Below are 22,498 nucleotides of genomic sequence, written 5' to 3'. Positions count from 1 at the left end.
ATCTAAATTTCTCTTCCTAATGTTCTCAAACCTACCAATGGAGCGGTGCGATATGGTACATACGTGGGAATTGCATAGGTAGGGGGGCTATGCTAAAATGAAGTTATGAGGATGTATGTCAGAGAGGAAGTGATTCATTATGGAGAATGAGCGCATGGAGCAACAAGGTACGACAACACATGATTCTTGTGCAGAGGGGCACCATCGGAAGAGTCATCATTCCGACAAAACCAAGAGTAATCTCATCAGTCGATTGAATCGTATTGAAGGTCAAGTGCGCGGTGTGAAGGGCTTGATTGAGAAAGATACGTATTGTGATGATGTGCTGAATCAGATCGCATCCATCCAATCCGCATTGAACGGTGTTGGGAAATTACTGCTTGAGCATCATATGAAGAGTTGCATCGTCGAGCGTATTCAAGAGGGCGATCATGATGTGCTCGATGAATTGTTGACGACGATGAATAAGTTAATGAAGTAATGCAGTTAGGAAGAGGAGAGCCCCGAATCGATAGAAGCGAAGAAGGATAAAGGGCAATCCTATTTTTCACTTGACAATTATAGGGTAGAGGGGTATGCTAAATATATAAAAACGATGCGGATGCATCAAATGAAAAAGGAGCTGCTGCGACATGGAAAATAAAACTTATAACGTTGAAGGTATGTCTTGTAATCATTGTGTAAATTCGATTGAGGGCGCTTTGAAACAAATCGGTGCGAATGGCAAGGTTGATCTAAATGCAGGTACGGTATCTGTAGAGTTCGATGGAAGCAAATTATCCGCTGCTCAAATTAAAGAAGCGATCGAAGATCAAGGTTACGACGTCAAATAATAGGATTATATGAAGTGAGACCGTATCTCCTAGTAAATTGAGGAGTGCGGTTTTTTTATTGGATCATGTTCGAAAAAGTAGTGAAAGTGTGAGGGGAGTCCGATATAACAGCAAATAAGCGAGCGTTCTTACACGTGATTCATTGCATAACGAAAAGGTGATTTCTGTGTTATGATTCGACAGGATATCGCGCTGCTCAAAGAGGGATGCGAAAGTTGTTTTTTTTCGCTATAATAGATGGTAAGTTCATATTAGATATTGAGAAAGTGGGTACAGCATGGGTCGTAAGTGGAATAATATCAAGGATAAGAAAGCGTCGAAAGATGCAAACGTAAGTCGTGTATATGCGAAGTTCGGGGTTGAGATTTATGTAGCCGCGAAAAAAGGGGAGCCTGATCCTGAATCGAACCGCGCCTTAAAAGTTGTACTTGAGCGCGCAAAGACATACAACGTTCCAAAAGCGATCATCGATCGTGCACTGGATAAAGCAAAGGGTAGTGCGGAAGAGACTTATGAAGAGCTGCGCTATGAAGGCTTCGGTCCGAACGGATCGATGGTTATTGTCGATGCCTTAACGAATAACGTGAATCGTACAGCTTCTGCCGTACGCTCTGCATTTAACAAAAACGGCGGTAACATGGGGGTCAATGGCTCCGTTGCTTACATGTTCGATGCGTCTGCCGTGATCGGGCTTGAAGGGAAATCCGTCGACGAAGTGATTGAGATCTTGTTAGAAGCAGATGTCGATGTACGTGATGTCGTCGAAGAGGACGAGACAGTCATGGTATATGCTGATCCTGATCAGTTCCATGCCGTTCAAGAAGCGTTCAAGCAAGTGGGAATTACGGAGTTTGCCGTTGCTGAGCTAACGATGTTGGCGCAGTCCGATGTGACATTGCCTGAAGATTCTCAAGCACAATTCGAGAAAATGATCGATGCGCTGGAAGACCTTGAGGATGTTCAGCAAGTGTATCACAACGTAGAGCTAGAATAGGAGTAAGTAACGGAGAAAGCCGCAGATGATGCGGCTTTTTTTGTGTTGGTTGATTCATATACATTTTTATTGGGGGATTGCATGATTAATGTTAAACTGGGATTATATGGATTCATCTGAAACGGGGAGGCTTCATGATGACAATTGTATCCGATACTTATGATCCGGTCCGCGATTCAAGAAGATGCAAAAAGTCTGTTAGAAATACAGCACTAATGAAGGAAATTATCGAGAAATTGAATATGGAATTGTTATCAACGAATACATCCGCAATCTATTTATATCAAAAGATGGGTTTTATAGAGGAAGGTAGATACAACACAGTAGAGCACGCGAATAAGGGGGATTACGATCATGACCTATCTATTTCAACCGATGACAAGAGGACATGCAGAAAGTATGATGAATTGGCGATATCAGGAGCCTTATGATTTTTATGATTTTGACAATAGCGAAGAAATGATGAGTGAACTCATGAATGGCGATTATTATAGCGTATTTATCGATAAGGATATTGAATCTCCAATAGGTTTCTTCTGTATCGGCAATTCAGCCAGGGTTCCAGGAGGGTACAACGCTGGGATCTATGACAGGTCTGATCTCATGGACGTTGGGTTAGGACTTGAACCATCCCAGACAGGAAATGGATTGGGAAGGATATTTGTTAAGGAAGGAATGGATTACCTTAGACAGCTCTTGAATCAAGAGAGGTTTCGCCTGGTTGTGGCAAGTTTTAATGAAAGAGCGATACATGTCTATCGGGAAAATGGTTTCGTAGAACATTGCAAAATCACAAGTAAAGTTCATGATCGAGAAGTAGAGTTTATATGCATGATCAGAGAAAATTAAGCAAGTGGAAAAAAACGAAAAAGAAGCATTATTGAAGCAATCATCAGTCATACGGTCAGAATAACAGATATCAAGTAGATTTTGATTATAGGAAGAAGTTGATTCCCAGGATGATTTCTCAAGCAATAATTACTAGAAATGAAAAAGTCTTAATGGTCAGACAATTCGTTGCCCGTGGAGATATCGTATGGAACTACCCGGGTGGTGGAATTGAAGAAGGAGAAACGCCTGAGAGCGCATGTATAAGAGAAGTTCAAGAAGAGACAGGGTATGTAACCAAAATTGTTAAGTTATTATTATTTTCTAGAAGTCGCTTGGGTTTCATTAGAGGATGAAGAAAAATTCGATTCCTATACTAGACCTATATTGGATTTGCATCGTGGCAAGGAATTTTCGCTATGATACATAATTCTTACTAAAGGTCTATTGATTCGGAACTTGAACGATGAGGTGAATAATGCCGAGAATCATTACTTTAGCAGATGGGAGATCAATCGAAGTCGATTGTCTTAGCTGCGCTTTGACAAGTGGTCTCATACAACCAACAGGTGGAGTTATATACGAATCAAGCCGTTTTCATATCCACCAAGATGTTACTTACCCTATAAGAGGGTTAGTTATATTAGCATCGAAGAGACATTTTTATGGCATGGATGAACTATCAGATGAGGAGCAAGTTGAGTACATATCATTAATTCATCGGATTCGAAGTGCACAACGAACGAAGTTGGGTATCGAGAAAGTCTATTATTTTTATAATGAGGATACAACTCATCATTTTCATTTATGGATGGTTCCTAGGTATGAGTGGATGAGCCAATTTGGAAAATCGGTTGAATCTCTAAGGCCTGTATTGTTGCACGCACGGAATAACCTGAATGATGAGGAGAATATGAGAAGCGTCATTGAAGGGATCAACATATTAAAGGATTTTTTCAAGAATGAACCATAAGGAAGTTATTCACGAGAACGCTTGTGCGCATTGTGATGAAAAGGTAAAATATAGATATTGAAAGGGCGTTAGGAAACGATGGAAATGATATGGCATCGTCATCTTGGCATCTACGGTATTTGTATTGAGCATGAACAATTGCTAGTCATCCACAAGAATGGTGGACCTTATACTGGAAGATTTGATTTGCCAGGCGGGAGTATTGAACCGAATGAATCGATACTTAAGACAATTGTTCGAGAATTTTTAGAAGAAACGGGTATATCAATACGTGTATTAAGTAATATTGGAACGAAAGATTTTATTGTACCTTGGAAAAGAAGCAATTTCGATCATACACATTGTCATCATATTGCTGTATTTTATGAAGTGACGAGAATGAGTGGGAGCATTGAAGAGTCTCCTAACATAGGTGATTCATTAGGAGCAGCCTGGGTCTCTATCAATGATTTGAATGAACATAATTCTTCACCCTTAGTGATCGAAGCGATGCAATGGATTCAATATAAGCAGTTTAATATCGAGACGAAAGAGTACTTAGCAGTGCTATAACCATACATGAGGAGACAGCTATAATGAGAAGGATTAATGTTGTGTACTCACTAATTACGGATCCGTCAAAATCCAAAATACTTATGGTCAAGAATGGCGATAATGGGAGCTGGACACTTCCAGGTGGACTGGTAGAAGAGGAAGAGTATCTTGAAGCAGCTGCAATTCGAGAAGCGAAAGAAGAAACAGGATTGGACATTAAAGTCTTTGGAATCGTAGCTGTCAATGAAGCAATCCTAGAGAAACAGGGAGAACATGCTGTATTTATTACTTTTAGAGCTAAAATTATTGGAGGAGAACAAGAAATTGTAAGACCCGACGAGATTAATGATATTCAATGGATTGCTGTAGAACAAGCTGATCAATTGATGCCTTACTATCTAGAAGGGCTTTGCGAGATTGTTCGTAAAGATGTTGAAGTCACATATTTTAATGAAGGAAGAGTATAGATACTTTCAAGGATGGTGGAATACGCGTGAAGCGAAATATTGAAGCTGTATTTATCGATCGAGACGGCACGATTGGTGGGAACGGTCATTTCATTCATCCGAATCATTTTGAGTTGTTCCCTTATGCACAACCGGCCATTGATATGTTGAAGTTGAATCACATCAAAGTATTCGCCTTTACGAATCAACATCGGATTTCACGCGGAGAGGCAACATTAGAAGAGTTTAAAGCGCAATTTAGAGCATATGGATTTGACGATTCTTATGTTTGTCCGCACGGGGTGAATGATCATTGTGATTATCGAAAACCCCAAGCGGGTATGTTAATTCAGGCTGCTGAGGACCATCAATTGGAGTTATCTCGATGTGTCGTTATTGGCGATGTAGGCGAAACGGATATGCTGGCTGCTCATCAAGTTGGTGCGATGATGATCTTGGTGAGAACTGGCTGGGGAGAAGGCTCGCTAGGTCCATTTCGAGACAAATGGATAGAAACCGAACCAGATTATATAGCGAAGGATCTCTTAGAAGCAGTCGAATGGTTATTACAGACTGAAGCTATGAAATAATCTTGGATGAGGGTGCATTGATGGAACATATATTAATCGTTGGCGGCACGGGTGTGCTCGCTGGCGTAACGCGATGGCTGAATGGTAGAGAACATAAGCTATCGATCATTGCTAGAGACCAAGATAAGTTAAGGCAAATCTCTAGTGGGTGTACGTTTCCTGATGATAATCATCTCATTTCATTGGATTATGGGAACAGTCATCAATTGAGAAGTAATGTTCAGGATGCACAGAAGAAGTATGGTAGGTTTACAATGATTGTAGCGTGACCCATTCGACGGCACCTGATGCACTTCGTACCATTATTGACGATATGAATCAAGATCAGTCATCCTTTACATTATTCCATATTCTTGGAAGTGGTAGTGATGTACAAGAAGTGAAGAAGGGGTTAAACGTACCGTCTACATTCCATTACTATCAAATTAAGTTAGGCTTCGTGATTGAGCATAATCAATCCAGATGGTTGACGCATGATGAGATATCAAACGGAGTCATACGCGCGATCCAGGAAAAGAACCAATTAACCGTTGTAGGAACGCTAGAACCTTGGAGTATGAGACCTTAACCTATACTTTTATCATTAAATGGAACACAATTGGTTCAGGAAGAGGAGAACGTTATCTGAATGAATTGGCAGGAAATAATAGAAAGGAAATCAAACGTATGGAAATTATTTCATATCAAGAGGTTTTTCATTCAAGTTTATTTGAAATGATTCGTAGTCACATTCGTCAAGTCCCTCCTTTCATAGATCTGAAATATGAAGAGTTCCTTCATATTCTGCATCAGCCCGGTCATATGACAGATCAATGGTATGGGGTTGCAGAACAAGATCTGAAGACATTTATGGTTCTCAAAGAGGGAGAATTGATCGCAGCAGCTCAGGTATCATTCCCCTTGTCTAGTGGTGAGGAACAACAGAATACTAGTGATAAGGAACAACAGAATACTAAGGAGAACACGGCTGAGTTGCTCTGGATTGTCGGAGATTCCAAATTCATGGATGAACTCAAAGCGTTCTATAGGCACCTTAACCAAATTGTTCTTGAGAATGGCTGTCAATCTATTCATATTTCACGAAATCCATTTGGAGCGGGTTGGGCAGGTATTCCAGACTGCTGGCCGCACTTGCTTGAAGTTGTACAAAGCGTATGTTCTTATGAGGTGGATCTTTGGGAATGTTATTGGTCGGATGGGCCGTTAAATCGACGAGCGCTTCCAATAGGGTATAACGTAGAATTAACAAATAATCTTCAAGCGCTTCAACTACACTTTGAGCTGATCTTGGACGATCACACGATCGGTGAAATCGATGTGTGGACACCTTCAACAATCGCTAGCTCTTTAACTGAAATCGGCTATGCTGCCATGGAGTGGATTGAAGTATCTGAAGAGCATCGAGGGCAAGGCATAGGACATGCGATGTTATCTTGTATGTATGACCGTTGTCTGGAATTGGGACTCAAGAGATTTATTCTATGGACAGATACACCAGAGATGAAGAGTTTAGCGATCAAATCAGGGTTTAGAGAAGGCCCCGTCTTTCACTGGATTACAACTCAAATCGAAGGATCTATTCATCTTACTGCGGAGGTTCAAAATGATTAGACGATGTACCGAGATGGATATCAATGCAATATTCCAAATTATTAACGACGCAGCAATAGCCTATAAAGGCGTTATACCAGAGGATCGTTATCATGAACCATATATGTCATTCAAAGAATTACAACATGAAATTTCAGATGGCATTGTGTTCTGGGGATATGAAGAGAACGAGCAATTAATAGGCGTAATGGGCATTCAGGACAAAATCGATGTTTCTCTCATTCGACATGCCTATGTACGTACGAATCAGCGGAATGGTGGGATTGGGACGAAGCTACTCTCTCATCTGACGGGACTAACCCCAAAGCCTATTTTAATAGGAACGTGGGATTCAGCCACATGGGCGATAAGTTTTTATGAGAAGAACGGGTTCGATCTTGTATCTCCCTGTGAGAAGGAAGTACTACTTAAGAAGTATTGGAATGTTCCGGAAAGACAGATAGAGACATCAGTTGTGTTACGCAATAGAATTTTATAAATCGAACAATGGAGGAGATAAGATGCAATTAGCGGGCAGTTATTTGTACATACCGGTAAGCCGTTTGAATAATGCAGCATCGTGGTATACGAAACATTTTAGCTTTAGAGTCTATAAAGAAGACGCGCTGTTCATCGAACTTCGTTCAGAATCCGGTGTAAGAATCATGCTCATCCCTAACGAAGAGGGTATTAATTCGCACATGCATTATTCTACAGGTACACAGGCCGTCTATGGGTTCGTTGTTATGAATATCCATGAAGTCTATCAAGAATTAAAGGACGCAGGGATTCAAGTGACAGCCATAACGGACTATGAGGGTCTATCTTTTAAATTCTATGATCCTGACCAGAATATGATTGAACTCTGGGGCGACTATCCCCAGGTGGGATGGACTGTATTCGAACCTCTAAATAAAAAATAACTCAAACAGGAGAAGTATCCAATGAACAATTTAGATAATATTTACCTGATTACCGACATTCCGGGGTTTACACCTCAAATTAGCCGTTTGATCTCAATGATGAATTATGCAAGATATACAACGTTAGAGGCGACCAAAGGCTTAACAGTCGATCAACTGGATTATTTAATAGATTCTGAGAGCAATTCAATAGGAGCATTATTATTGCATTTTGCAGCGGTGGAGTATGCCTATCAAGTTCAGACATTCGAGGGCAGAGAATTATCGGAAGAAGAATGGCTTGAATGGGGGCCTGCATTACGATTAGGTGAAGAAGGCCGTAATGCAATAAAGGGGCAGGAGTTGAGCTTCTACATAGAACGCATGAATCAAGTCAGAATGAGAACATTGGAATTATTCGGAACGGTAGATGATGACTGTTTGAATACCGAAGAGTCGTTCTGGTATGACAAGCAGGCGAATTATTACTTTATGTGGTTTCACGTCTTTGAAGATGAAATTAACCATCGAGGCCAAATTCGAGTGATTCGTAAGAGACAGGGCGTCTAAATACGAGTCGATTATTGGGAGGAACAAATGAATAACGAGAGAATCATCACAAGTACGAGCGAAGAATCGAATGATGTTCGCAATAAACTGATAGAATTTAACTCATCCCACGTACCGAATGGGCGATATGAAGTAGTGAATTTATGCGTTAAAAATGATCAGGGAGAAATCATAGCTGGTCTTAATAGTGCGATAAAATGGAACTAGATGGAGATCGATATTTTATGGGTTCATCATGATTACCGCGGAAAAGGGCATGGAAAAAGATTGTTAGAGGAAGCTGAGCGTATTGCTAGAGATCAACAATGTACATTTATAAAATTACACACTTTTAGTTTCCAAGCACCTGATTTTTACCCGAAATATGGGTTCCAGGTCATGGCAACAATCGAGAATGCGCCAACAGGTCATAGCCATTATTACTTCATGAAGGAGCTTTCTTAGTGTCGAACAACAGAGTGGAGAGTATCAGAGCGACAGTGGTGAATACCATGATGATGCCAACCCATATTGTAGCTGTCGGTGGTATTGTTGAGAATGAACAAGGCGAGATTCTTCTTGTGAAGACACGAGATGGAGGCTGGGTATTTCCTGGGGGCCAAGTAGAAGCTGGCGAAAATCTCATGGTCGGTCTGACTCGAGAGGTCAAAGAAGAGAGCGGCATCGATATTGCCATATCACATATGATCGGCGTGTATTCGAATACTAGCACGTATAAGTGGCATGATGGGATAACTGATGTTCCAACGAAAGTTATGCTAGATTTTTACTGCACTCCAGTCGGCGGAGAGTTGACTACTTCAGAAGAAACGTCTGAAAGCAAGTGGGTAAGGAGGAGCGAAGTTCTGGACCTGATTACGGCTCCTGCGATTCGTACGCGTTACCAGGCCTATTTGGATTTCGATGGAATTGTGAACTATATGGCGTATGTGACGAAGCCGGAATTCGAATTGAAGCTCACAAAGGAACTATAAAATAAAAAAGAAAGGGACGTATCATGTCCATCGCAATAGATCATTTCTTATTCCGAGTTGCTGGCGTATTCATCAAGGAGCGAAAGGTCCTCTTACATATGACGAAGAATGGGGGAGGCTGGGTATTGCCTGGTGGTAAAGCCGAAGTGAACGAACTAACAACGGATACCATCATTAGAGAATTTGAGGAAGAACTCGGATATACGGTGAAAGTTGATCGATTATTATGGATTATTGAGAATTTTAACGCTTATGGTGTGCCGGAATTGCATGAACATGGGATGTATTATGCCGTTGAAGCTCCAGGTGTTATTGTTCAAGATGCTGCATTTACCGGTAAAGAAGAATTGGGAATCCGTTACCAATGGGTAAATATCGATGAATTAGATCATGTGAATATCTATCCCAAAGCGTTAGGAACCCTGATCCGTGAATTAGCACAGACGGACGGCATTAAACATGTGATGAACAATGACCTTGAATAGTTGGGTACTACAGCTAAGGGGGGAGCATCGTTGCAAGAAGAGCAGCTATTAGTAGAAGGATTAGAGATCGTAGCGACGTGTAAGGGAACTACCGGTGATCTATGGCATGCACATTACGGTGTTGCGGCCATTGCGAGTTATTTCTTTCTCCAAGATAATCGGCTGTCTGGCGACATTCGCAGTACGATACTGAATCAAACCACAGCGATGCTGAATATGCATTCCATAGGAGAAATGAAGGAAAGTGAATCTCGCAGTGCAACCTACCCATACGCTGAAGAGAGAATATTAGATGCATTGGAAGGGACGATCGATGAGCTGCACTGGGTGGGGCATCATGTGACCTACTCTGCTTTGTCTCTTTTGGCTATAAAAGAACTAGGCTCTTGGGGGACAGAGAAACACATAGATGGCATTGTACAATTGATTCGTTCCTTTGAGAAGACGATTCCTGGTCGATCTTGGCTGGGCTTATCTACGCCTGAAGTGAAACGTCTAGCAATCCCGGCAGACGATCCATTACTACGAATTCAACACCCGAGTGACTTGTCAGTGCTAATCTTATCAGAGTTGTCTGCGTTCAATGCAATCTATAGGGCCGAAGCACATCACGATTTGATCGGTCATTTGCTTACTTTTTCACATGCACTGAATATTTTGTATGATTTAGGACATGAATCGTTGTTCCACAGAGGACTGCGACCTCTACTCAAAATGGTCAAAGTACTTCGATTGAGTCATGATCTGCAACCAGAATCCGAAATCCCATTGTATTCTCCCGTTGATCGTCTGCCGTTAGAGAAGAAGCAACCGGTGGTACACTTGCCGCTCGAGAAGGCATTCTGGTTACACGATCATCATGGATCGGATTGGGATTTCGGTCATGTGTTTAAGTTTACGTTCAGCTATTACAATCATCTAAAGCGATTGCCTCAACATATCGGAGATACTTCACTGCATAATTTTCGGTATGTGTTAAGTTTATAGTAATTGACTAGTTAATTTGCATTTTGAGAGGAGTGGTGTGGTATGAAAAATATGAATCGTACAAAACAAGTTATCGAACAAAGTAGGTATTTATCAACGTAGAGGAATCCATCGGATTCGGATTTCTCTACAACATTTAGGAGGAGTTCGGAATGATCACATTTCAAGCCATTGATAAGGCAAATTGGCAAGAATGCATTAATCTCAAGTTGAAAAAAGAACAAGAGCAATTTATTGCTTCGAATTTGTATTCTATTGCGCAGGTTCAATTTCTAGAGCGCTTCGAGGCGAAGGCCATATATGATGAGCAGCAAATGGTCGGATTTACATTATTTGGTCTAGATTCAGATGACGACAACTATTGGATCTACCGTTTTATGATTGATGAACGATTCCAAGGGCGTGGATATGGAACGGCAGCTTTCAATTCGATCATCGATCATATAAGACAGCGAGAAGATCGGACCGATGTTCTTATGATTAGCTATGCGCCTACGAACGAGCAGGCGAGAAGACTCTATGCCAAAGCAGGCTTTACCGAATTGGGCATCATGCCGTGGTCCAATGGTGAAGTCGTTGCGAAGTATACATTTTGAGTGAAATAATCAATAGATTAATAGATTAAGGCCCTGCAGCTGCAGGGTCTTTCAACACGATAGTTGAAAGAAATAACAACTTTGATCACAGAAATGAGGCTATACGTATGAGACGTGTTGATGTTGCATCCGTGTTAATCCACGATGAGCATGGACGTATTTTAGTCGTGAAGAATGGCGGTCCCTCTGCCTATTGGGGTCTGCCTGGGGGTGCCGTAGAACAGGGTGAGACGTTGAAACAAGGTGCCATTCGCGAGGCAAAAGAAGAAACGGGATACGATATTGCTATTACGGGGCTGAGTTCGCTTCGGGAGATGTACTTTACGGAGCGGGAGTCTCATGCTCTAATTATCACATTTACCGCGAAAATTATTGGTGGATCAATCCAAGTTCAAGACCCGGATAACGATATTGTTGACGTGCGCTGGATCGATGAGGATACAGCGATGGAGCTCATGCCAGAATTGACCGAAATGCTTCGATTGAACTCCGATCACGATAAATCTTTAGCATTTTATGCATTCGAAGGGGTCAAACCATAGACGGGCACATGGACTTTATATTTGTCGGAAGAGCGCTGGAGGAACCCATGAAATCAATGCTGAACATCAACCCTGATATGCCTGAGTCAAGGAGCGACGACTTGTGAAAATTAGAATCATAGGTGCCTGTGGAAGCGGGAAATCGACAGCTGCACGAATGCTAACGAAGCATTTCAACATTCCTTATTTCGAAATTGATAACATCGTCTGGGATCGAAGTGAAGAGAGCTTAAGATTCCCCGTGGAGGTACGAGACCGGACATTTCGCGAGATACTAGCCAGAGAGGACTGGGTGCTTGAAGGCGTACAGCACCATTGGACGGGAGAGAGTTTCGAGCGAGCAGACGTTATCTTTATTCTTAATCCGCATGTGTTCGTGAGAGACTACCGTATCGTGAAGCGATTCATTCGCTCCCGAAGCGGCATTGAGCCATGGAATTACGAGCAATCAGTCAGCAACCTGTGGAAAATGATCACGAAATGGAATCACAGATATGATATGGACGAGGTCCTTACCGTGACGAACCCTTACATACATAAGCGATTTATCGTTAAAAACATATCCGAGATGATTCAGCATCTCGAAGCATATGAGAGCGAAGGTACAACGTACAAAGCAATAATGTAGCTATTCGGATAGCAATAGGGCTGTGTGCCCATATTAATTTACATGCAATTTCCAATCTGTGAAAGTATCCCTATGACAAATTATTCAAATTTGTCGAATTGATTGACCGTCAACGTCCTGTCTACTAGACTTAGTTATGTTTTCCAGCAGTTGTAACTACAGGAGGTAAGACGGAAATGAACAAAAAATGGATGCTAACCGCAGGACTTACATTGACACTGGTAACAGGATTTTCACTGGGCGCTTATGCCGATGGACTCGTGAAGAAAATCTCAGCTTATCAGAATGGCAACATCAAAATTAAAGTAGACGGGAAAAGCGTGAACCTTGTTGATGGCGGCGACAGACTGATCCCAATCGTATATGATGGGCATACCTATGTACCTGCAAAGCCAGTAGCAGAAGCGCTAGGCGCGAAGATCAAATGGAACGGATCCACATCAACGATAGATATCTTAACGGGTGCGAATGGAACAGATACAGGCGCGACTCCGAATAAGGATAACGCAGCAACGGCAGTTAAAGGAGCGACGAATACATACCCATCGACAACGAAGTCCGCGGATCTGTTCGAGAGCTTCAAGCCAACGGCCAAAGACGCGCTCAAACTCTATATGGATGCGATCAAGTCTGGCGATAAAACCAAGTTGAATGCGTTTATTGAGAAGAGCGATCTATCGGTCGATGGATATGAGAACGAAGCAGCGAATGATGTGAAGAAGGCGGGCAAGAACGTTGACGGAATTCGTCTTAGCGATCAAGAGGTCATCGATGGGCTATATACTGGCATTATGGATCAGTTGAATAATGATCGTTGGTACAAATACTCGCAGCACTCTCAAACCAATGGTAGAATGTATCTCGAATATGTTGTCAAAGCGGATGATTATTCCAAACTTATCTCCGCGACATTTACGTTCGTCGTTGACAGCAAGAGCAATAAATACCACTTAAAATCGATTTATTTCTATTAAACGTAACGTTTAGAACGATTTGAAAACCCCTGCACGTCAGTGTTCTTGAGAACAGCTGTGGTACAGGGGTTTTTTATGACTAATTAGGTATTAACGGGTTCAGCATCGACCGTGAACAGAACCGTATGCATCGAGATTTTGTTGGCAAGAATGATTGGCCCCTCTTCGGATCCATCCGTCGTATTTTCGCTCCGCTCCACTTGCGCTTTCTTCCGGTCACCATGGGATTGCTTGAAGGAATCACTTTTCACCCAGCCATCAAAAGCTTCGCGATTTTCCCAAGAGGTGTTTACTTTGATCTCATCACATTCTTCTAAGTTTTGTGTGAGCCACAGCTCCATGGAGATGAATCCTGGCATGTGATGAACACCTTTCGGGTTCTGAAAACGCTCCGCGATGGATTCGCCAAGGCCTTTTCTAATTTGAATCGTATTCGTAACGACGATCATGGATCAACGCTCCTTTATATTCTCTTTTATTCTTGTTCCAGAAAAGCAACCACATCTCGCGCTGCTTCCCCGCCCATATAGGCGTGCCGCAGGAGTGGAATGCCATGAGGACCTTTGGCATGCTTCGCTTGAGGGTTGACCTGTACGATACTCTTCACGACATCCACGTATCCGAGCATGGCTGCAGCGAATAGATCAAGATGTGCTCCTTGCTCGAGCAGATAGCGCGCGATGTCTTGTCTGCCCACATGTGCGGCTGCACCTAAGGCTGTCTCCCAATCGCCGCCACCCCAGTTCATAGCTGCATGGAGCAAACCTGGCTCTACATCGAGCATCGATTGAACCGTATCGAGATCATGATGCGCACTCGCTACAAATTGCCGAACGAGCTCGCTCGGTAGGGCAGAGGGAATAGATTGTGGATCTAATTTTTGTTCCATGGACAACGCCTTCTTTCATTAGAAAATGGGTCGATCATAGACAAGATTGCTTATCGCATCGCAAGCATTGCATTAATCTCACATAAGGATAAGGGTCATCATAGTGAATACGAACGGTAATCTCAAAGACTTCCTCGAACATTTCGTGTGTAAGCACTTCAGAAGGCGTGCCTTGCGCGACCATGCGACCTTCTTTCATGACGATTAACCGGTCACTGTATTGGGCGGCTTGATTAATATCATGGAGGACGGATACGATCGTCATATTCATTTCTTTGTTTAATTGCGAGATGAGCTCTAGAATTTCGAACTGATGTGAGATATCTAGAAAAGTAGTTGGCTCATCTAACAGGAGAACCTTCGGCAGTTGAGCCAGTGACATGGCGATCCATGCACGCTGACGCTCGCCGCCAGATAAGGACTGAATCTGTTGGTCCGCGAGGTGATCCATTCGTGTCGCATGAATCGCCCACTCCACGATTTCGCGATCTTCCTTGCTCATACCCGAGAACCAACGCTGATAGGGATGTCGTCCATAGCGGACTAAATCTCTAACAGTTAGATCATGTTGACCCGTTTGCATTTGTGGCAGCATCGCTAAGATTTTGGCAATCTCGTTGCCTTTCATCGCTCGAATATCATGTCCGTCGAGAACAACGGTACCTGTATTCGGTTGCAGCAATCTTGTGATTAGGCGCAGCATGGTCGACTTGCCCGATCCATTAGGACCAATGATTGCAATCCGTTCGCCTTGTTCTGCAGAAATATTCACATCATGGATGGAGAATCGTGGGGTAGGAGCATAGGATATTCGCTCCGCATTAAGAAATGCCAATACGACCACCTCCACGTCTTAATAAATACAGGAAGAACGGCCCGCCTAGTGCAGCTAACAATATCCCGACAGGTAACTCGATCGGATCGAACCAGCTGCGCGCTGCCGTATCTGCGAATACGACCAGTGCAGCACCGCAGATGGCTGACATCGGCAGCAAAAATTTATAATCGCTACCCACGAACATTCGTACAATATGCGGAACGACGAGTCCGACAAAGCCGATTAAACCGGATACACTGACTGCAATACCCGCTAGCAGTGTGCTTACGATGATGAGGAAGAAGCGACTTTTCTCTGTCGGATGACCTAATAATTTGGCAGCCTCATCCCCAAGTAACAGAATGTTCGCATGTCGGATCGCGAAGATCGAGAGTATGAGTGCGACGGCTACATAAGGTAAAATCATATCGAGATGATACCAGCTTACACCCGATAATCCTCCGGCCAGCCAAGGGAGAACCGCTTGCACCCGATCACTATAGAGCTGCATGATCCCCGAAGTAATCGCACCGACAAGTGAATTGACAGCCACACCCGCAAGAATAATCCGTACAGGCACAGCCCCTTGCTTCCAAGAAAGCGCATAAGTGATCATCACAGCAATCCATGCCCCGACAAAAGCAGCGACAGGAATAAGATAGTAGTACTCTGGGAAAATGATCATGATGAGCACAGCCATCAACCCAGCACCTGCGGAAACCCCGATGATGCCGGGATCTGCAAGCGGATTGCGCATCACACCTTGCATGAATGCTCCGGACATTGCTAGTACCATGCCGACACATGCCCCAATGAGAACACGTGGAAGCCGGAAATTCCAGATAATCTGTTCTTCCGTGGAAGGTTCATGATGTACGAGTACGTTCCATATTGTCTGTAGCGGGACATGAACGGATCCGACGATTAGACCATATAGCATCGCGGCGATCAAAATAAACAAGGAAACGACAAGGGCAATTTGCCTGGTCATCAATCGACGATCAACAGGAACTTCTGGCTTTGTGATCGCCGATTTCGCCAATGAAGACTGGGATGGGCGAGCCAAGCTCATTATTTATCCTCTTCCTGAAGCTTTTTCGTTAAATATTGCAAAGAATCCGTTACTTTTGAACCTGCATTAACACCGAAGAGGTTGGAAGGCAGGACAATCACTTTTTTGTTCTTCACAGCTTTTAAGTTTTTCCATGCGGCATTTTTCTGGATTTCAGCCATAAAGGTTTTCTCAACCGCAGCAGGATCGCCATGTGTTATGAGCATCACATAATCAGGATCAGAAGTAATAATTCGCTCTGTGCTTAATTGGGCATAACCGCTGTATTCTTTCATGGTCGGGTAATCTTCGGCTACGTTCTTACCGCCAGCTTTTGCGAGTAGATCACCTGATAGAGAAGTGGGAAGTGCAGCGAGCAGAGCACCAGGAGCACCGTAGACGAGCAATACTTTTTTAGGGTTTACTTTGTCGACTTTAACGCCTTTGAGAAGTTTGTTCATGGTTGTATTGATTTCTGCGGCGCGTTTGTCTTTGCCGGTCATTTGACCATATAACGTAATACTTTTTTGAATGTCGCTGATCGAACTCGAGTTGCCTAAGAACACTTTGGCACCCGTAGCTTCTAGCGATTTGACATCTTTGAGATTTGCGACATTGGCAATGATGAGATCAGGCTTCAAGGCAGTAACTTTTTCATAATCAACTTTGTGCGTCGAGCCTACTTCAATCGCTTTCATCACGGCTGGTGGGAAGGATGGGTCTTGGATCGCTGGTCTACCAACAACGGTAGCACCCAAATCAGACATGATTCGAGCATCACCGGAACTCAGAACGACGACGCGGCTGACAGGTTTTGTGAATTTGATTTCTCGATTCGCAAAGTCTTTCACGGTAAAAGCTTTAGTCACCGCTGCCTTCGCAGTCGGTGCTGATTTCGTTGGTGCAGCGTAGGCGGTAGAGCCAGCAGCGAGTGGGGTTGCAACTATGAGTGCAAGGGATAGAAGGGCAATATTGAGTTTTGACATAGACCGTTTCATGCGAAAGTTCCTCCTAGAATCTTGTTCATTATGATGGAGTATCATCAACACACCGGGCCCTTGGTTATGAGAATGATATTCATTATCAGTAATACTAATTGAAAATCATTCTCAGTGTCAATATGTATTTTGAAAAAGGTGGAAATATTCTTATGAAGCGAATGATAGGGGGAGGGAACCTGGGGAAATAGAAAAACCTTATCATCTGTGGTAAAGTGTTAGGGTTGTTAATAATTACCACAATCAGTTCATGAACGCCTGGTGAATCAGATGAATGCGTTTGGGATGGAATAATGAGGTGAGAGAATGATATATTCTATTGAGAGGTTGCTTCGCGAGACATTAACTAGGGAAGTATCTCCCACAATGATCCTTCATAATTTTGAAGAGCGGATGATTAGACCAGGGATGTCTGGCGCAGCACTTCGTAAATTTGAGTTGTTTGTTTCGGATGCTTCAATATCTGAACGACTAAATTTGTCTTTAGTAGTAAAGGAAAGTTCATGGATTGAACGACGTGTACTCGATACTCTCTACAAACAGAAGATGAATGTTCCGTTTAATTTTACATTTAACTTAACCTCAGACGTTTCTGATTTCATATGCCTTCAGGATCTAGGTAGCAATCATATTCCGGATCCCTTGTCTATTTCGGATGACTGGTTGAAAAAAGAAGCCTATGAGCTCGCACGCATCCATGCAACTAATTTACATCAGGATACACAGTATGCTTGGCTACCTAGAATTGACCGTCGTTTTATTGAAACTTGGTTACAGGTCGGCTGGAAGGGCCCTTGGCAGGAAGTGTTACAAAACGAAGAGTTTGTAGATGTATTTCACTCATACATTAGTCAAATCGAGCAATCAGCACAACATATTGTCGAGGATATGAATTTGGTTATTCGGGATTCGGATTTTTTCAGTCTCATTCATACAGATCTTCATGGTGGTAACGTACTCGTTCATAACGACGAAGTTTATTTTATCGATTGGGCCGAAGCACACTATGGTTCGATCATACTTGATTTACCGCATAATTTTTGCACGAGGAGGCATGTTCAACATTATGTTGAGGCATTGAATGATTTGGGAGTGAGATTTCCAGAGACGACATTCTATAAACATTATCAGATATGCAGGCGTTACATCGGGCTTCGCTACATGGGATGGTTGCTGCATATTTGGAAACATGACAAGGGTGCGACGAATTGGATCATTCATCAAATGAACATGGCTATTGAATAACAGAGGAGACTTATATAATCATGACTCATAGTATCACACTTATACCTATCACACCCGATAATGAACTCGATTGCATCAAGCTCAGTCCTAGGGGAGATCAAATGAACCTGGTAGCGAGCAACTCAGACTCATTAATTCATGCCACCAAAGAGCTTACTTCTAAGCCTTATGGTATCTACGTAGACCAATCGATGGTCGGATTTATACTATTCGATCAGGAAATCTATCGCGACGGGTACTATTGGATCCTTCGCTTCATGATCGATGCACGATATCAAGGGAAAGGCTACGGACAATTAGCGATTCTGGAAGTTATTAACCAGTTAAGAAATAGAGAAGATTGCCGACAGATTCGTGTGTCACACATTCCTTGTAACACCGCAGCGAATCGATTGTATAAAAAGTGTGGTTTCGTAGAAACCGGCGAATTCGAAAACAATGGAGATATCATTCTTCGATACGACGCTCCAATTCCTTCATCAACGCGATAAAATGCTCAGCGGGCTTGGTCAAATAGCGATCCTTCAACCAGACCAAGCCTGTCGCGAAGGCGTTCTCGCTGTCTGTAATGGAAACTGCTTGTATATCATAACCTCGATATAATTGCAGGATCGATGCAGGAACGATGGTCGTTCCATTGCCCGTGGATACCCATTCGAGCAGCGTGACAATATCGGAGCATTCCCCAATAACATTCGCACGCAGGCCCCTCTTCGTAAATTGTTCCAGTATATTCTGATAGAGTCCAAGCCCTTCCGTACTTGGTAGGATGAGCGGGTACGGTTCAATGTCCTCATAGGTTATTGGCGCTCCGGCAAATGCATGAGAACTCGATCTGACAAAATAAAATGGCTCTGATCGTAAAGCCATCACCTCGAATTCACTGACATCCAGCGGAAGCCGCACAATGCCTAGCTCAATCGCGCGTTCATGAATTAATCGCAAGATCTGTGCCGATTCATTCTGCTGAATTCGATACGTAATCTGCGGGTAACGCTCCTGGAAGATACGCAGCAGCTTCGGCAATACAGCCGATGATAGTGTATTGACGCCTATCGTTAATTTGCCCCGTGTACCATGTCCGATTTCTTGTACTTCAATTTGCGACTCTTCCAACATCTTCGTGAGTTGAAGCGCATGTCGATATAAGGCTTGTCCCGCATCTGTCAGCTCCATGGATTTACCCGTTCGCTTCACCAGTTGAACCCCGAGTTCTTGTTCCATTCCTTTTAATTGCTGACCGAGCGGAGGTTGGGCCATATGAAGTCGTTGTGCTGCGGCTGTAATTTGCTTTTCTTCTGCAATGGCAATGAAATACCGAAGTTGCCGAATATCCATGCTTCACGTCCTCCTCATACGAACGATAAAAGTATGTAAATTAAACTCACTAAATATTTTTCGTTCGTTAAAGGCTATGGTACCATAACATCAGCACTCGATGAAAGGGAGTGTTTCATCGTGTTACGAATCATTTTGATGTATTGTGGTTTCTTCATGTTAACGGCATGTCAGCAGCCCGACAATTCTATGACAAAGGATGTGGCAAAGATGAACAATCAGCTTATTCTAGCTGCCGAGCAAGGAAATACGGAAGCCGTATTGCAATGGCTCGAACAGGGAGCGAATATTGATGCACGAGATTCGCAAGGTCGGACTGCGATCTTGGCAGCGACCCACAGGAATCATCCAGAGACGATTCAAGCATTGATTGAAGCGGGAGCGAACATCCATATCCAAGATAATCAACTGGATAATCCGTTCCTGTATGCTGGTGCGGAAGGATTGCTAGACATCGTGAAGCTGCTCATAGATGCAGGTGCGGACCCGGCGATCACAAATCGATATGGTGGTGTAGCGCTAATTCCAGCTTCTGAGCACGGGTATGTCGAAGTGGTGCGTGAGCTGCTCACACGAACGTCGATCGATGTGAATCACGTGAATAATTTAGGATGGACGGCTCTGTTGGAAGCCATCATATTGAATAACGGCGGTTCGAACCAGCAGCAAGTGATTCAATTGCTTATTGAGCATGGTGCAGATGTTACGATACCAGATAAGAATGGCGTTACACCGTTAGAACATGCTAAGAATCGTCATTTTACAGAGATTGAAAGACTTCTGGTCGAAGCGCAGCAATAATGGAATGAATATATTTCGAATAAAGGATGCGTGAAAAATGTTGAAATCATCGTATTGGTTGTCCCGAGTATTACTAGAGCAATCCTACATCGTCGAAAATGAACGAGTAACAGGAACGAAAACAAAGAGTTGTCATTTACACATCGAAAATGGTGTAATTACAGAAATTATTGATGCATCTTCACCAATCCATAGCGAACTGCCAATCTATGACGGTGGCAATCTACTCATGTTACCGTCTTTCATCGAAGGACATATCCATCTGGACAAAACTTATTTCAGTGATGCTTGGCATGCAGTGAAGCCGATCTCGAGTATTTTTGACCGGATTGAAGAAGAGAAGGTGCTGCTGCCGCAAATCCTGCCGAAGTCACAACAGCAAGCAGAGAATATATTAACGCTTATTCAAGGACTAGGAACAACACATGTTCGAACACATTGCAATATTGAGCATGTCAGTGGTCTGCATCGTCTAGAAGCGACCCAACGAGCATTAGCAACGTTCGCGAATAAAATGACGTCCGAAATCGTTGCATTCCCGCAGCATGGCTTATTGCATTCGGACTCCGTTGGTCTCGTGCGTGAAGCGATGCGCGAAGGTGCAACCCATGTGGGAGGGCTTGATCCGTATTCCGTAGACGGTGATATCGAGAAGTCGCTGCAGACAATGTTCGAACTCGCTATTGAAGCGGACGCGGGTATCGACATGCATTTGCATGAAAGTGGGGAACACGCGAAGCATACACTCCTCAGGTTAGCGGACTTAACTGAAGAAGCAGGTCTGATTGGTCGCGTCACGGTGAGTCATGCATTCTGGTTCGCGAGTGCTGAGGCCTCAGAAGCGGAATTGATGGCTGATCGGTTCAGCGAACTCGGCATCTCCATAGCATCGACAGTACCGATTGGCCGAACGCACATGCCGCTTCCGATGCTGGGCAGCAAGGGTGTGAAAGTGAATCTCGGGACGGATAGCTTGACGGATCATTGGTCTCCTTTTGGCAATGGGGATATGCTCGAGAAAGCAGGACGATTCGCTGAACTCTATCATTACAATGATGAGTTCCGATTATCCCAATCCCTTCGTTACATTACAGGCGGGATCACACCACTCGATTCGAAAGGAAACCAAGTCTGGCCCAAAGTGGGAGACCATGCGAACTTCGTCCTTGTTCAGGCAAGCTGCTCCGCAGAAGCCGTTGCGAGAAGAGCACCACGTCAATCCGTATGGTATCAAGGCCAAAAGGTTAGTGAAGCTGGCAAGTAAGATATCAGTACCTTAAAGGAGGAACGAAATGATGCCGCATCACCATGATGAAGCGTATCGAAAGGCGATGATGGCTAAGGCTATCTCGCTCGCTTATACAAACACAGAGAAACATCAGGGAAAGCCTTTCGGTGCGATCATCGTCAAGGATGGACAGGTCATCGCAACAGGCGTAAATGAAGTTCTATCTACTTGTGATCCGACGATGCATGCGGAGATTCAAGCGATTCGTGAAGCATCACGTAAGGAACGGACGGCTGATCTGTCAGGATATGAGTTGTATGCGAGCGGCCAGCCATGCCCGATGTGCCTCAGCGCCATGTATTTGGCGAATATTCAGGATGTCTATTATAGTTACGGAGAACCTGATGCTGCAGAGGTGGGTCTAAGTACGAGATACATCTATGAACAAGTTGCATTACCTATCGATCAGCGTGATATACAACTGAAACGAATTGATCCAAGCTGCTCTGATCTTAGGCCATTAGCGTTGTGGAGAAAGCTTTCGGAGAAATAATCCGTCGAAAAATATGTAAAATATGAAACGTCCATTCCTGCGGGCTTGATGCCTCGTATGGAATGGACGTTTTTGTTACCACATAGGAAAGTTTAACTTTATTAAAGCGTTAAGCGTATTATAACTTTCCTA

The 22,498-nt window shown here is 43.4% G+C and carries 33 protein-coding genes and 1 pseudogene; 28 read left to right on the top strand and 6 right to left on the bottom strand.

Going from position 1 to position 22,498, the window contains the following annotated elements; all coding sequences use genetic code 11:
- Nucleotides 1-154: 154 nt before the first annotated feature.
- From ACFQZR_RS16000 to ACFQZR_RS15890, 23 genes and pseudogenes are all read left to right on the top strand, one after another.
- Nucleotides 155-481 carry a metal-sensitive transcriptional regulator gene (locus ACFQZR_RS16000; protein ID WP_040674638.1) on the top strand — a complete coding sequence of 109 codons (327 nt, stop codon included), beginning with the start codon at nucleotides 155-157 and terminating at the stop codon, nucleotides 479-481.
- Nucleotides 482-632: 151 nt separating this feature from the next.
- Nucleotides 633-833 carry a copper ion binding protein gene (locus tag ACFQZR_RS15995; protein ID WP_379347531.1) on the top strand — a complete coding sequence of 67 codons (201 nt, stop codon included), beginning with the start codon at nucleotides 633-635 and terminating at the stop codon, nucleotides 831-833.
- A 277-nt stretch (nucleotides 834-1,110) separates the two neighbouring features.
- Nucleotides 1,111-1,827, top strand: a complete 717-nt coding sequence (locus ACFQZR_RS15990; RefSeq protein WP_018755726.1) for a YebC/PmpR family DNA-binding transcriptional regulator — start codon at nucleotides 1,111-1,113, stop codon at nucleotides 1,825-1,827.
- Between the two features lie 354 nt (nucleotides 1,828-2,181).
- Nucleotides 2,182-2,676, top strand: coding sequence for a GNAT family N-acetyltransferase (locus tag ACFQZR_RS15985; protein ID WP_379347529.1), 495 nt, complete (start codon nucleotides 2,182-2,184; stop codon nucleotides 2,674-2,676).
- 110 nt (nucleotides 2,677-2,786) lie between these two features.
- Complete coding sequence (locus ACFQZR_RS15980; RefSeq protein ID WP_379347527.1) at nucleotides 2,787-3,011, top strand: NUDIX hydrolase; 225 nt, start codon at nucleotides 2,787-2,789, stop codon at nucleotides 3,009-3,011.
- A 185-nt stretch (nucleotides 3,012-3,196) separates the two neighbouring features.
- Nucleotides 3,197-3,628 carry an HIT family protein gene (locus ACFQZR_RS15975; protein ID WP_379348876.1) on the top strand — a complete coding sequence of 144 codons (432 nt, stop codon included), beginning with the start codon at nucleotides 3,197-3,199 and terminating at the stop codon, nucleotides 3,626-3,628.
- Nucleotides 3,629-3,706: 78 nt separating this feature from the next.
- Complete coding sequence (locus ACFQZR_RS15970; protein WP_379347525.1) at nucleotides 3,707-4,180, top strand: NUDIX hydrolase; 474 nt, start codon at nucleotides 3,707-3,709, stop codon at nucleotides 4,178-4,180.
- A 23-nt stretch (nucleotides 4,181-4,203) separates the two neighbouring features.
- Nucleotides 4,204-4,629, top strand: a complete 426-nt coding sequence (locus ACFQZR_RS15965) for an NUDIX hydrolase (RefSeq protein WP_379347523.1) — start codon at nucleotides 4,204-4,206, stop codon at nucleotides 4,627-4,629.
- Between the two features lie 26 nt (nucleotides 4,630-4,655).
- Nucleotides 4,656-5,198 (top strand): HAD-IIIA family hydrolase, encoded by a 543-nt coding sequence (locus ACFQZR_RS15960; protein ID WP_379347521.1) that lies wholly within the window; start codon nucleotides 4,656-4,658, stop codon nucleotides 5,196-5,198.
- Between the two features lie 20 nt (nucleotides 5,199-5,218).
- Complete coding sequence (locus ACFQZR_RS15955; protein WP_379347519.1) at nucleotides 5,219-5,467, top strand: Rossmann-fold NAD(P)-binding domain-containing protein; 249 nt, start codon at nucleotides 5,219-5,221, stop codon at nucleotides 5,465-5,467.
- Nucleotides 5,464-5,766: a Rossmann-fold NAD(P)-binding domain-containing protein gene (locus ACFQZR_RS15950; RefSeq protein WP_379347517.1), complete on the top strand. Its 303-nt coding sequence runs from the start codon at nucleotides 5,464-5,466 to the stop codon at nucleotides 5,764-5,766. The genes ACFQZR_RS15955 and ACFQZR_RS15950 overlap by 4 nt, the downstream gene beginning before the upstream one ends.
- Nucleotides 5,767-5,912: 146 nt before the next feature.
- Nucleotides 5,913-6,809, top strand: coding sequence for a GNAT family N-acetyltransferase (locus ACFQZR_RS15945; RefSeq protein ID WP_379347515.1), 897 nt, complete (start codon nucleotides 5,913-5,915; stop codon nucleotides 6,807-6,809).
- Complete coding sequence (locus ACFQZR_RS15940) at nucleotides 6,802-7,287, top strand: GNAT family N-acetyltransferase (protein ID WP_379347512.1); 486 nt, start codon at nucleotides 6,802-6,804, stop codon at nucleotides 7,285-7,287. The genes ACFQZR_RS15945 and ACFQZR_RS15940 overlap by 8 nt, the downstream gene beginning before the upstream one ends.
- A gap of 22 nt (nucleotides 7,288-7,309) precedes the next feature.
- Nucleotides 7,310-7,711, top strand: coding sequence for a VOC family protein (locus ACFQZR_RS15935; RefSeq protein ID WP_379347510.1), 402 nt, complete (start codon nucleotides 7,310-7,312; stop codon nucleotides 7,709-7,711).
- A 21-nt stretch (nucleotides 7,712-7,732) separates the two neighbouring features.
- The gene (locus ACFQZR_RS15930) at nucleotides 7,733-8,260 is read left to right on the top strand and encodes a DinB family protein (RefSeq protein ID WP_379347508.1); all 528 of its coding nucleotides are present in this window, start codon (nucleotides 7,733-7,735) and stop codon (nucleotides 8,258-8,260) included.
- Between the two features lie 27 nt (nucleotides 8,261-8,287).
- Nucleotides 8,288-8,704 (top strand): annotated as a pseudogene (locus ACFQZR_RS15925) (GNAT family N-acetyltransferase).
- A gap of 47 nt (nucleotides 8,705-8,751) precedes the next feature.
- Complete coding sequence (locus tag ACFQZR_RS15920; RefSeq protein ID WP_379348873.1) at nucleotides 8,752-9,234, top strand: NUDIX hydrolase; 483 nt, start codon at nucleotides 8,752-8,754, stop codon at nucleotides 9,232-9,234.
- Nucleotides 9,235-9,257: 23 nt separating this feature from the next.
- Nucleotides 9,258-9,719: an NUDIX hydrolase gene (locus ACFQZR_RS15915; protein WP_379347506.1), complete on the top strand. Its 462-nt coding sequence runs from the start codon at nucleotides 9,258-9,260 to the stop codon at nucleotides 9,717-9,719.
- A gap of 30 nt (nucleotides 9,720-9,749) precedes the next feature.
- Nucleotides 9,750-10,706, top strand: a complete 957-nt coding sequence (locus ACFQZR_RS15910) for a hypothetical protein (protein ID WP_379347504.1) — start codon at nucleotides 9,750-9,752, stop codon at nucleotides 10,704-10,706.
- A gap of 152 nt (nucleotides 10,707-10,858) precedes the next feature.
- Entirely contained in the window at nucleotides 10,859-11,302 is a 444-nt protein-coding gene (locus ACFQZR_RS15905) for a GNAT family N-acetyltransferase (RefSeq protein ID WP_379347502.1), read from the top strand.
- A 107-nt stretch (nucleotides 11,303-11,409) separates the two neighbouring features.
- Nucleotides 11,410-11,844, top strand: coding sequence for an NUDIX hydrolase (locus ACFQZR_RS15900; RefSeq protein WP_379347500.1), 435 nt, complete (start codon nucleotides 11,410-11,412; stop codon nucleotides 11,842-11,844).
- 103 nt (nucleotides 11,845-11,947) lie between these two features.
- Nucleotides 11,948-12,472, top strand: coding sequence for a P-loop NTPase family protein (locus ACFQZR_RS15895; protein ID WP_379347498.1), 525 nt, complete (start codon nucleotides 11,948-11,950; stop codon nucleotides 12,470-12,472).
- A 176-nt stretch (nucleotides 12,473-12,648) separates the two neighbouring features.
- On the top strand, nucleotides 12,649-13,446 hold the full coding sequence (locus tag ACFQZR_RS15890) for a stalk domain-containing protein (protein WP_379347496.1): 798 nt from the start codon (nucleotides 12,649-12,651) through the stop codon (nucleotides 13,444-13,446).
- Between the two features lie 83 nt (nucleotides 13,447-13,529).
- On the opposite strand, the gene ACFQZR_RS15885 is transcribed toward ACFQZR_RS15890, so the two are convergent.
- The 5 genes from ACFQZR_RS15885 to ACFQZR_RS15865 all read right to left on the bottom strand — a co-directional run bounded on the left by ACFQZR_RS15885 (nucleotide 13,530) and on the right by ACFQZR_RS15865 (nucleotide 17,201).
- The gene (locus ACFQZR_RS15885) at nucleotides 13,530-13,895 is read right to left on the bottom strand and encodes an antibiotic biosynthesis monooxygenase (protein WP_379347494.1); all 366 of its coding nucleotides are present in this window, start codon (nucleotides 13,893-13,895) and stop codon (nucleotides 13,530-13,532) included.
- A gap of 26 nt (nucleotides 13,896-13,921) precedes the next feature.
- Nucleotides 13,922-14,335 (bottom strand): ankyrin repeat domain-containing protein, encoded by a 414-nt coding sequence (locus tag ACFQZR_RS15880; RefSeq protein WP_379347492.1) that lies wholly within the window; start codon nucleotides 14,333-14,335, stop codon nucleotides 13,922-13,924.
- A gap of 34 nt (nucleotides 14,336-14,369) precedes the next feature.
- Nucleotides 14,370-15,170, bottom strand: coding sequence for an ABC transporter ATP-binding protein (locus ACFQZR_RS15875; RefSeq protein WP_379347490.1), 801 nt, complete (start codon nucleotides 15,168-15,170; stop codon nucleotides 14,370-14,372).
- Entirely contained in the window at nucleotides 15,157-16,143 is a 987-nt protein-coding gene (locus tag ACFQZR_RS15870; protein ID WP_379348872.1) for a FecCD family ABC transporter permease, read from the bottom strand. Before ACFQZR_RS15870 ends, ACFQZR_RS15875 begins: the two co-directional genes overlap by 14 nt.
- Nucleotides 16,144-16,223: 80 nt before the next feature.
- Complete coding sequence (locus tag ACFQZR_RS15865) at nucleotides 16,224-17,201, bottom strand: ABC transporter substrate-binding protein (protein WP_379347488.1); 978 nt, start codon at nucleotides 17,199-17,201, stop codon at nucleotides 16,224-16,226.
- 306 nt (nucleotides 17,202-17,507) lie between these two features.
- Here ACFQZR_RS15865 and ACFQZR_RS15860 point away from each other — a divergent pair, with 306 nt between their 5' ends.
- Both ACFQZR_RS15860 and ACFQZR_RS15855 read left to right on the top strand, forming a co-directional pair.
- The gene (locus tag ACFQZR_RS15860) at nucleotides 17,508-18,446 is read left to right on the top strand and encodes a phosphotransferase (RefSeq protein ID WP_379347486.1); all 939 of its coding nucleotides are present in this window, start codon (nucleotides 17,508-17,510) and stop codon (nucleotides 18,444-18,446) included.
- A gap of 20 nt (nucleotides 18,447-18,466) precedes the next feature.
- Nucleotides 18,467-18,937 (top strand): GNAT family N-acetyltransferase, encoded by a 471-nt coding sequence (locus ACFQZR_RS15855; protein WP_379347484.1) that lies wholly within the window; start codon nucleotides 18,467-18,469, stop codon nucleotides 18,935-18,937.
- Here the strand turns inward: ACFQZR_RS15855 and ACFQZR_RS15850 are convergent.
- Nucleotides 18,894-19,784 (bottom strand): LysR family transcriptional regulator, encoded by an 891-nt coding sequence (locus tag ACFQZR_RS15850; RefSeq protein WP_379347482.1) that lies wholly within the window; start codon nucleotides 19,782-19,784, stop codon nucleotides 18,894-18,896. The genes ACFQZR_RS15855 and ACFQZR_RS15850 overlap by 44 nt on opposite strands.
- Nucleotides 19,785-19,901: 117 nt before the next feature.
- Between ACFQZR_RS15850 and ACFQZR_RS15845 the strand changes: the two genes are divergently transcribed.
- The 3 genes from ACFQZR_RS15845 to ACFQZR_RS15835 are packed head-to-tail and all read left to right on the top strand — an operon-like array spanning nucleotide 19,902 to nucleotide 22,366.
- Nucleotides 19,902-20,585 carry an ankyrin repeat domain-containing protein gene (locus ACFQZR_RS15845; protein ID WP_379348869.1) on the top strand — a complete coding sequence of 228 codons (684 nt, stop codon included), beginning with the start codon at nucleotides 19,902-19,904 and terminating at the stop codon, nucleotides 20,583-20,585.
- A gap of 37 nt (nucleotides 20,586-20,622) precedes the next feature.
- The gene (locus ACFQZR_RS15840) at nucleotides 20,623-21,849 is read left to right on the top strand and encodes an amidohydrolase (RefSeq protein WP_379347480.1); all 1,227 of its coding nucleotides are present in this window, start codon (nucleotides 20,623-20,625) and stop codon (nucleotides 21,847-21,849) included.
- A 28-nt stretch (nucleotides 21,850-21,877) separates the two neighbouring features.
- The gene (locus tag ACFQZR_RS15835) at nucleotides 21,878-22,366 is read left to right on the top strand and encodes a nucleoside deaminase (protein ID WP_379347478.1); all 489 of its coding nucleotides are present in this window, start codon (nucleotides 21,878-21,880) and stop codon (nucleotides 22,364-22,366) included.
- Nucleotides 22,367-22,498: the final 132 nt, after the last annotated feature.

The organism is Paenibacillus sp. GCM10027629, from assembly GCF_042676425.1.
Classification (GTDB): domain Bacteria; phylum Bacillota; class Bacilli; order Paenibacillales; family Paenibacillaceae; genus Paenibacillus_K; species Paenibacillus_K terrigena.
This window is presented reverse-complemented; position numbering and strand designations above follow the sequence as displayed.